A 10,429-nucleotide genomic window follows, 5' to 3' on the forward strand; every position below is an offset into this window, starting at 1 on the left:
AGTGAAGGTAATGGCCAATATTGGCCGTTTTTGTGGGAACAAACCCTGTTAAATTGGGGTTGATACGGGGAATTTTGCTAACTTCGCTAGCGAAAGAAAGACGCGGAAAAGGCCAATTTTCTGCGTTATTTTACCTCAAATTTGATTACCCGATTTCATGGCTGAAGAACTAGTACCCGCCGCTACCCCTGACCACGGCTACACCGAGGATAGTATTCGCTCCCTGGACTGGCGTGAGCACATTCGGCTGCGCCCGGGCATGTATATCGGTAAGCTGGGGGATGGCTCCAGCTACGACGACGGCATTTACGTGTTGGTTAAGGAAGTTATTGATAACTCCATTGATGAGCACGTAATGGGCCACGGCCGCACCATCGAAATAAAGATTTCCGACCAGCGCGTGCAGGTGCGCGACTACGGCCGGGGCATTCCGCTGGGCAAGGTGGTAGAGGTAGTAAGCAAGATCAACACGGGCGGTAAGTACGACTCGAAAGTCTTCCAGAAGTCTGTGGGCTTAAACGGGGTAGGCACCAAAGCGGTTAACGCCCTGAGCAATTACTTTTTAGTGCAAAGCGTACGCGACGGGCTGATGAAGTCGGCGGAGTTTGCCCAGGGCATTCTTACCAGCGACCCTAAGCCGGTGAAAACCAGCCAGCGCAACGGTACACTCTTCACCTTCCAGCCCGACGATTCCATTTTCCGCAACTACCGCTTTATCCCGGAGTACCTGGAAAATCAGATCTGGAACTACGTCTACCTGAACGCCGGCCTGACCATCAACTTCAACGGTCAGAAGTACTACTCCGAAAATGGCCTGCTGGACCTGCTGGCTCGCAAAGCCGACGCGGAAAGCCTGCGCTACCCCATTATTCACCTGAAGGCCGAGGACATTGAACTGGCCCTCACCCACGGCAACGACTACGGTGAGGAGTACTACTCCTTCGTGAACGGCCAGTATACTACCCAGGGCGGTACCCATTTGGCCGCTTTCCGGGAGGCCGTAGTGAAAACGCTGCGCGAGTTCTACAAAAAGGACTACGACGCGGCCGATATCCGAGGCTCCATTGTGGCCGCCATTTCGGTGCGGGTGCAGGAGCCGGTGTTCGAGTCCCAGACCAAAACCAAGCTCGGCTCCCTTAACATGGGTCCGGATGGGCCTACCGTGCGCGGGTTCGTTCTGGACTTCGTAAAGGAGCACCTCGACAATTTCCTGCACAAAAATCCCGAAACGGCCGAAGCGCTCAAAAAGCGCATCGAGCAGAACGAACGGGAGCGGAAGGACATGGCCGGGGTGAAGAAGCTGGCCAACCAGCGCGCCAAGAAAGCCAACCTGCACAACCGCAAGCTCCGCGACTGCCGCCTGCACCTGGGCGAGACCAAAAACGCCGAGAAGGAGTTGCTCACTACCCTGTTCATCACGGAAGGTGATTCGGCTTCGGGCTCCATTACGAAAAGCCGGAACGTGGAAACGGAAGCCGTTTTCTCTTTGCGTGGTAAGCCCTGAACTGCTTCGGGCTGAAAAAGAAAATCGTGTACGAGAACGAGGAGCTGAACCTGCTCCAGCACGCGCTGAACATTGAGGAGGGCATTGAAAACCTACGTTACAACCGCGTGGTCATTGCCACCGACGCCGACGTGGATGGCATGCACATCCGGCTGCTGTTGCTCACGTTCTTCCTGCAGTTCTTCCCCGATTTGGTGCGCAACGGCCACGTTTTCATCTTGGAAACCCCGCTGTTCCGCGTCCGCAACAAGAAAACCACCATTTACTGCTACAACGAGCAGGAAAAGCAGGCTGCCATGCGCCAGTTGGGCCGCAACCCCGAGGTAACGCGCTTTAAAGGTCTGGGTGAGATTTCGCCCGACGAGTTCGGCAAGTTCATCGGTGACAACATCAAGCTGGAACCCGTGATTCTGCAGTCGGACCGTTCTATCCAGCAGGTGCTGACTTACTACATGGGCAAAAACACCCCGGCTCGTCAGGAATTCATCATTGAAAACCTGCGTTTAGAAAAAGACCTAGTAACCTCCGACGTGTTGCCCCTGGCCGAAGTGGCGGAGGCTGATTTGGCCTAGAATAACAGCCAGCCCAGTTAGCAGATACCACGCGCAAGTAGACTAGGCCGGTTGTGGGGTAGCACTTTAGCAACCACGCCCCACCACCCGGTCCTACCTAGTAGCTAAGAGTTTTAACCTTCTGCTCCCTTTACTGGGCAGCAGGAGAGAGGTACAAGAACAATAACCGTGGCGCTTGCCACACCCCCATGTCAGAAGAGACGAACCCCCAAGACCTGAACCACGAAGACGAATCGAAGCTGTTTGGTGCCGGTGACTCCTTTGCGTTCGGGTCGGCGCCGGAAGCTCCGGCCAATGCTGATGCCTCCCGGAAGACGCGCCGCAATTCGTGATAAGCGAAGCCGGCGAGTTGCTGCTCGCGGAGTCTAGTGCCGATGTGGAAGCCGTAACCGAGCCGGAGCCCGTAACGGAAGAAACCGAAGAGGAGCCCAAGTTCGCCCCCGGCGAAACCATTCACGACGTGGCCACGGTGAATGGCATGTACCAGAACTGGTTTCTGGACTACGCCTCCTACGTGATTCTGGAACGCGCCGTGCCTGCCATCGAGGACGGCCTCAAGCCCGTGCAGCGCCGCATTCTGCACGCCATGAAGGAAATGGACGACGGCCGCTTCAACAAAGTGGCGAACGTCATCGGTCAGACCATGCAGTATCACCCCCACGGCGACGCCTCCATCGGCGACGCCATGGTGAACTTGGGCCAGAAGGACTTGCTGATTGAAACCCAGGGCAACTGGGGCGACATCCGCACCGGCGACGGGGCCGCGGCGGCCCGTTACATTGAGGCCCGCCTGAGCAAGTTTGCCCTCGACGTGGTGTTCAACCCCGACATCACGGAGTGGCAGATGAGCTACGACGGCCGCAAGCGCGAGCCAACTACGCTACCCGTAAAGTTTCCGCTGCTCCTGGCCCAGGGCGTGGAAGGCATTGCCGTGGGCTTGAGCACCAAGATCATGCCCCACAACTTCCGGGAGTTGTGCAAGGCTTCCATTGACGTGCTGCGAGGTAGGGAAATTCAGCTGTTTCCGGACTTCCCGACCGGCGGCCTCTGCGACGTGACCAACTACAACGGCGGTCTGCGCGGGGCCAAAATCCGCCTGCGCGCTACCATCGAAAAGGTTGATAAAACCCTGCTCGTCATTCGCGACATTCCCTACGGCACCACCACCACGGCGCTGATGGAAAGCATCGTGAAGGCCTCGGAAGCCAACAAAATCAAGATTAAAAAGGTAGTTGACAACACGGCCGCCGAGGTAGAGATTCAGGTGCACTTGCCCACGGGCGTGTCGCCGGACCTTACCATGGACGCCTTGTACGCCTTCACCGACTGCGAAATCAGCATTTCGCCCAACACCTGCGTCATTATCGAAGATAAGCCGCGCTTTGTGGGGGTAGAGGACATGCTGCGCCTGAGCACCCAGAAAACGGTGCGCTTGCTGGAGCGGGAGTTGGAAATTCGGCAGGAAGAGCTACAGGAAAAATGGCACTCGGCCTCGCTGGAAAAGATTTTCATCGAGAACCGCATTTACCGCAAAATTGAGGAGTGCGAAACCTGGGAGGACATTCTGCAAACCATTGATGCTGGCCTGAAGAAATTTGTGCGCATTGAAGGCGAAAAGCAGAAAACCAACGACGCGCGCATTGTCCTGCGCCGCGCCATCACTGAGGACGACCTGACTCGCCTGACTGAAATCCGCATCAAGCGCATCAGCAAGTACGACGGCTTCAAGGCCGAAGAGTACATTCAGAAGCTGGAAACGGAGCTGGCGGAAGTAGCTGACCACTTGGCTAACATTGTCCGCTACGCCATTCACTACTTCGAAGGCCTGCTGAAAAAGTACGGCGCCAACCGGGAGCGGAAAACCCAGCTGCGCACTTTTGATGTAGTAACGGCCCAGAAAGTGGCCGTCGCCAACCAGAAGCTCTACGTCAACTACGCCGACGGTTTTGTGGGCTACGGCCTCAAGAAGGACGAAAAGGCCGTGACGGTGTGTGACTGCTCGGACTTGGATGACATCATTGCCATTCGCCGCGACGGCACGTTTGTGGTGAGTCGCATTGCCGAGAAAACCTTCGTGGGCAAGGACATTCTGCACGTGGGCGTCTACAACAAAAACGACGACCGGCTGGTGTACAATATGGTGTACCAAGATGGAGCCTCGGGCATTGCCTTTGCCAAGCGCTTCCTGGTGACGGGTATCACCCGCGACAAAGTGTACGACCTGACTAAGGGCACGAAAGGCACCAAAACCCTCTACCTCACGGCCAACCCTAACTCCGAGTCGGAGGTAGTAAGCGTGCAGTTGTCCGACAAGGCTCCGGCCCGCGTGAAGCAATTTGATTTCGATTTTGCTGAGTTGGCCATTAAGGGCAAGGGCTCCATGGGCAACATCGTCACGAAACAGCCGATCAAGAAAATAAGCCGCAAAACCGTTGGTGACAGCACTTTAGGCGGGCGGGAAGTATTCTTTGACAGCGTAGTGGGTCGCCTGAACCACGCCGGCCACGGCCGCTACTTGGGGCCTTCGATACCGACCATACCATTTTGGTGGTGTATAAGGATGGCAGCTACGAACTGAAGTCGCCCGAGCCGGCGCACCACTTCGATGTGCCCAACATTCTGCTGCTACGCAAGCTGGAGCCCGACACGGTTATCAGCAGCGTGTACGTGGAAGGCGAGTCGAAAACGCACTACGTCAAGCGTTTCAAAATTGAAACCAGCACCCTCGACAAGCGCTTTACCTTCATTTCGGAAACTAAGGGCTCCAAGCTCCTATGTGCTACCTGCCACCCAGAGCCCCAGGCGGAAGTAAAGCTGCAGCGCGACAAGAAGGCCGATAAGGAAACGGAAAACCTGCACCTGCACGAGTTCATCGACGTGAAAGGCTGGAAGGCCATGGGTAACAAGCTCGCCTACTTCCGCATCCACGGCGTAACGTTGCTGACGGATGAAGGGCCCGAGCCTCAGCGGCGGGAAGCCAAGAAGAAAGTCGGTCCGGCCACCATTCCTAGAACGGCGGCCCCTAGTAGCGCCGCCCCCGAGGAGCCGCTGCCGGAGCTTCATGGCACGGTTGACATCTCGGAGGCCGACATTGCCCAGGCCCAGGCCGTACTGAAAACACCTAAGTCTCAACTCAAGCTATTCTAGTTGCAGGCCCTTGCGGTGGTGTTACTTTCAGAAAAGCCAGCCTGAATTCAGGCTGGCTTTTCTGTGCAGCGGAGAGGTTCTGCGGCAGTCTTCGCAGGGCGGGGACTATGTGCTTATTGCAGCGGGCGGCGGCAAGTTTTAACTCAACATCAGAATCAGGAAAGTACCTTTGCCGGCCATGCTGCGCCCATTCAGCCTTTTTATTGTCATTCTGCTGCTTGGTCTATTTGCAGGCCAGGGCTGCGTGCTTGCGCAATCTAGGCTGGCGTCAACTACTAAGCCTGCTCCCCTCGATCCGGCCGTAGCAGAGTTATTAACCCAGGCCCGGGCTCTGCAGGCGCAGTACCACGAGTCGGAGGCCCTCGCCAAGTACGAACAGGCACTGAGTAAAGCCCCCGCTACCTATGAGGCTCTGTGGCAAGCCGCCGTATTAAGCGTTCGGATTGGCGCCCGCTACACCGACGAAACCCGTAAAGCAGCCTATTTTTCGGCGGCTCGCCTGTACGCTAGCCGGGCGTTGGTGGTGCGTCCCGACGGGGCAGAAGGGCATTATGCCGAAGCGCTGGCTTTATCTAATCAGGCGACTTTGCTTACGGCCCGCGGCCGGCTGCTGGCCTACCGCGAAATGCGGCCCCATGTGTTTCGGGCTACCGAGTTGCGGCCGGACTGGGCCGAAGCCTGGCAGCTGCTGGGGCGGTGGCATTACCGCGTTGACCACTACAGTCCGTTTGAGCGGGTTTTTAGCAGGATATTTCTGGGCGGAATGCCCGCTGGCGCCAGCACCTTCCGGGCTATTGATGCGCTTAAGCGGGCCCACGAACTCGACCCGAAGCGCATCCAGTACGCCTACGATTTAGCCCGGGTGTACCTGAACCGCAGTCAGCAAACCCGGGCCACTGCTGTTTTGCAGGAGGCCGTGGCGCTAACTCCCGTTACGGCCGATGAGCTGGAACTCAGCCGGCGCTGCCGCCGGATGTTGGAGCAAGTTAACCGCCAGCTGCGCCGCCAGATCAGCCGCCACGTTAGAAAGCTGTAGGCCCTAGGCACTGGGTAGCACCAACCATGGGTAGCGCGTATCTTTGCCGTTGAATTTTACCTTGCGCCGTGCGTCCCTTTCGTTTCTTTCGCCTGTTTTTGTTGCTCGCCGCTGGTCAGGCCTTGGTTGCTGCCTGCGCGGAAGGCCCCAAGGAGCGGCCGGAAACCATGGTGAACCTGAATACGGTGCAGAGCGGACCAAAAATTCAGGCCGAAGAACTGGACGGCGCCATTGCCCGTCAACCGCAGAATGCCTCTTTGTACGCTCGCCGGGCCGCTTTTCGCCTGGATGCTGGCCTGACTGAAGCTGCGCTACGAGACATCAATCAGGCCCTGGATCTGGATGATGCGCCGGGGGAGTTCTACTTCACGAAGGCGCGGGCCTTGCGCGCACAAGGCCAGATTAAGTCGGCGCTGGCAGCTACTACCGAGGCCGCCCGCCGGGGCTTCGCCTCCCCAGATCTGAACCTGCTGGTAGGGGAGATGCATCTGGCCAGCCGCCGCTACCAAGATGCCCTGGACCAACTAGACCGCGCCCTGCAGCAGGAGCCTGACCACGCCGCCGCCTTATTCTACAAAGGAGTCGCCTACGTCGGCTTGCAGGATACGCTCCAGGCCCTGGAGCACTTCCGGGCCAGCCTGACCCGCGACCCCCGCCAGCCCGAAACCTTGCATCAGCTAGCGTTTCTGTCCAATGCGTTCCGCCAACCCGAGCAGGCGGCCCTCTATGCGGCCCGGGGTCTGAAGCTGGCGCCTACCTACGGTCCGCTGTGGTATGATTACGGCCGGCAGTTTGAACTCCAAAACCAGCCCGATAGCGCCACGCGCATCTATGCCCGGACGGTTCAGCTGGATACCACTTTCTATCGGGCTGATTACCGGCTGGCCCTCGTTGCCTTCAAGGCCCGCAAATACGCCCAGGCCGTTCCGCACCTGCAGCGGGCCCTGCGCCGTGCCCCGCGCCTGGCGGGCGCCCGCCAAATGCTTGCGGAGAGCTTAGAAAGCGTTGAGCGGTGGCCCGAAGCGGCCGAGCAGTATCGGCTGCTGGTAGCCGAAAACCCTGGCAACCGCCACTGGACGTATAAGGCCTGGAAAGTGGGCAACCGCGCCAAGGGCATCCTTGTCAACGAAGCCCCCGGCCCGCTGTGGAGGCCGTCGAGCCCATTATAGTAGAGCGCCCTGGCTTGTAACCTGTGGTGAGGTAGCAGAGTGATAACACGATGGATTTAGCATTCTGCCTGCTCGGCTAGAAGCGTAAACTCACCAATTCACCACATCACAATCTCACCACTTGTGTAACTTGCGGCCTCACGGCTGTTTGTATAGCCATTATTCCCCAACTTCATGTTGAATATCACCCTCCCCGACGGCTCGGTGCGCCAGTTTGTAGATGGCGCCACGGGCTATGATGTTGCCGCCGGCATTAGCGAAGGTCTCGCCCGTAATGCCCTGGGTGTGCGCGTCAACGGCGAAGTGCGCGACCTGCACCGCCCCATCGAACAGGATGCCACCGTGGCTATTCTGACCTGGAACGACCCCGAAGGCAAATCTACCTTCTGGCACTCCTCGGCCCACCTGCTAGCCGAAGCCCTCGAGGCCCTGTACCCCGGTGTGAAGCTGGGTATCGGCCCCAGCATTGAAAACGGCTTCTATTACGACATTGACCTGGGCGAGGGCCGCACGATTTCTACCGATGACCTACCGGAGGTAGAGAAGAAGATGCTGGAGCTGGCCAAGAAGAAAAGCCAGTACGAGCGTCGGGAGGTAAGCAAGGCCGATGCCATTGCTTACTTCACGGAGAAACAGGACCCCTACAAGCTAGACCTGCTGGAGCGCCTCGAAGACGGCGCCATTACCTTCTATACCCAAGGCGACTTTACGGACCTCTGCCGCGGCCCCCACATTCCCGATACTTCGCCCATTAAGGCCATCAAGCTACTCAACGTGGCCGGCGCTTACTGGCGCGGCGACGAGAAAAACAAGCAGCTCACGCGCATCTACGGCATCACCTTCCCCAAGGCTAAGGAGCTGACCGAGTACCTGGAGCGCCTGGAGGAGGCCAAGCGCCGTGACCACCGCAAGCTGGGCAAGGAGTTGGAGCTGTTCGCGTTTTCCGAAAAGGTAGGGGCGGGGCTACCCCTATGGCTGCCTAAAGGCACGGCTTTGCGCGAGCGGCTGGAGCAGTTTCTGCGCCGGGCCCAGATCAAGGCCGGTTACCAGCCCGTCGTGACGCCTCACATTGGCTCCAAAGAGCTCTACGTGACCAGCGGCCACTACGAAAAGTACGGCGCCGACTCGTTCCAGCCCATCAAGACGCCGAACCCGGGCGAGGAGTTCTTCCTCAAGCCCATGAACTGCCCCCACCACTGCGAAATTTACAAAACCAAGCCCCGTTCGTACCGCGACCTACCGGTGCGCTTCGCCGAGTTTGGCACCGTGTACCGTTACGAGCAGTCGGGCGAGCTGCACGGCCTGACGCGGGTGCGCGGCTTCACCCAGGATGACGCCCACATCTTCTGCCGCCCCGACCAGGTAAAGGAGGAGTTTCTGAAGGTAATTGACATCGTGCTTTACGTGCTCAAGGCCCTGGATTTCCCCGATTTCACGGCCCAGATTTCCCTGCGCGACCCCGAGAACAAAACCAAGTACATCGGCTCCGACGAAAACTGGGAGAAGGCGGAGCAGGCTATTATTGAAGCCGCTGCCGAGAAAGGGCTGACCACCGTGACTGAGTTGGGCGAAGCCGCTTTCTACGGTCCCAAGCTCGACTTTATGGTGCGTGACGCCATTGGCCGCAAGTGGCAGCTCGGCACCATTCAGGTTGACTACAACCTGCCCGAGCGGTTCGAGCTGGAATACGTGGCCTCCGACAACTCCCGCCAGCGCCCCGTGATGCTGCACCGGGCTCCGTTTGGCTCACTGGAGCGTTTCGTGGCCGTTCTGATTGAGCACTGCGGCGGCAATTTCCCGCTCTGGCTCTCCCCGGAGCAGTTCACCGTGCTGCCCATTTCGGAGAAGTACCACGACTACGCCCAGCAAGTGTACGACCAGTTGCAGGCCGCTGAACTACGCGGCACCGTGGACCACCGCGACGAGAAAATCGGCCGCAAAATCCGGGATGCCGAAGTGGGCAAAATTCCCTACATGCTGATTGTGGGCGAAAAGGAGCAGGAGAATGGAGTTGTCTCGATCCGTCGGCACGGAGCCGGTGATGTTGGAGCCATGCCCATTGAAGAGTTCATTCAGAGCTTCCAGCAGCAGGTAGCCGACATGATGGACGGCAAAGCCAGCTAACAACACCTCCAACGCATCGGCAGGTACCACGACGGACCTTCTGCGAGTAGCAATGTCTAGTAGTCCCGATAGGCGTTGCTACCCGCAGAAGGTCCGTTGCTGCTTTCCGAAAAGCAGTTTTTCGCCGGCTAAACCGGCATTTTTATATAGCCTTTTTTGAGCGTGTGGAAAAAATGCCGGATATTCGCACGCTGATTGAACTAGCCGGCGCCTTCCCGCGTCCTTTCAATCCAGCAGAAATCGACTTTCACCTTAAGGAAGAACGCCATAGCTACCCCCAACCGCCGCTATATACCTCGTGCCCAGGTCGAGGAGCCGTTTAAAATCAACCAGAAGATTACGGCCCGTGAAGTGCGCCTCGTCGGCGACAACATCGAGCAGGGCATCTATTCCATTGAGCAGGCCCGTCGGTTTGCTCAGGAGCAGAACCTCGACCTCGTGGAAATTTCGCCCACGGCTGTGCCACCCGTGTGCCGCGTCATCGACTACTCGAAATTCAAGTACGAGCAGAAAAAGAAGACTCGGGAGCTGAAGGCTAAGCAAACGAAGGTAGTCATCAAGGAAATTCGTTTCGGACCCAATACCGATGACCACGACTTCGCCTTCAAGCTGAAGCACGCCCAGGAATTCCTGCGTGAAGGAGCCAAGATTAAGGCGTACGTGCATTTTGTGGGCCGTAGCATCGTCTTCAAGGAGCGAGGCGAAATTCTATTGCTGAAATTTGCTCAGGCCCTCGAAGATCTTGGTAAAGTTGAGCAGCTACCCAAGCTAGAGGGCAAGCGCATGTTCCTCTATCTGGCTCCCAAGGCCGCGGCTCCTACTAAAGTAGCCAAGCCCGCCGCTCCGAAAGAAGGCGGTAAGGAGCCCGCTAAAGAAG

At 57.9% G+C, this 10,429-nt stretch carries 4 protein-coding genes and 3 pseudogenes; all 7 read left to right on the top strand.

Annotated elements, in window-relative coordinates:
- Positions 1-157: 157 nt before the first annotated feature.
- Positions 158-2,076 (top strand): annotated as a pseudogene (locus MUN84_RS22415) (DNA topoisomerase IV subunit B).
- A 188-nt stretch (positions 2,077-2,264) separates the two neighbouring features.
- A complete protein-coding gene (locus MUN84_RS22420; protein WP_244696093.1) occupies positions 2,265-2,408 on the top strand; it encodes a hypothetical protein in 144 nt (47 codons plus the stop codon).
- Between the two features lie 44 nt (positions 2,409-2,452).
- Positions 2,453-5,223 (top strand): annotated as a pseudogene (locus MUN84_RS22425) (DNA gyrase/topoisomerase IV subunit A).
- 178 nt (positions 5,224-5,401) lie between these two features.
- Complete coding sequence (locus MUN84_RS22430) at positions 5,402-6,259, top strand: hypothetical protein (RefSeq protein ID WP_244696094.1); 858 nt, start codon at positions 5,402-5,404, stop codon at positions 6,257-6,259.
- A gap of 68 nt (positions 6,260-6,327) precedes the next feature.
- Entirely contained in the window at positions 6,328-7,428 is a 1,101-nt protein-coding gene (locus MUN84_RS22435) for a tetratricopeptide repeat protein (protein WP_244696095.1), read from the top strand.
- Positions 7,429-7,602: 174 nt separating this feature from the next.
- On the top strand, positions 7,603-9,552 hold the full coding sequence (gene thrS, locus MUN84_RS22440; protein WP_244696096.1) for a threonine--tRNA ligase: 1,950 nt from the start codon (positions 7,603-7,605) through the stop codon (positions 9,550-9,552).
- Between the two features lie 267 nt (positions 9,553-9,819).
- Positions 9,820-10,377: pseudogene (gene infC, locus MUN84_RS22445) on the top strand (translation initiation factor IF-3); the annotation flags it as partial.
- Positions 10,378-10,429: the final 52 nt, after the last annotated feature.

The organism is Hymenobacter sp. 5516J-16, from assembly GCF_022919335.1.
Lineage (GTDB): Bacteria > Bacteroidota > Bacteroidia > Cytophagales > Hymenobacteraceae > Hymenobacter > Hymenobacter sublimis.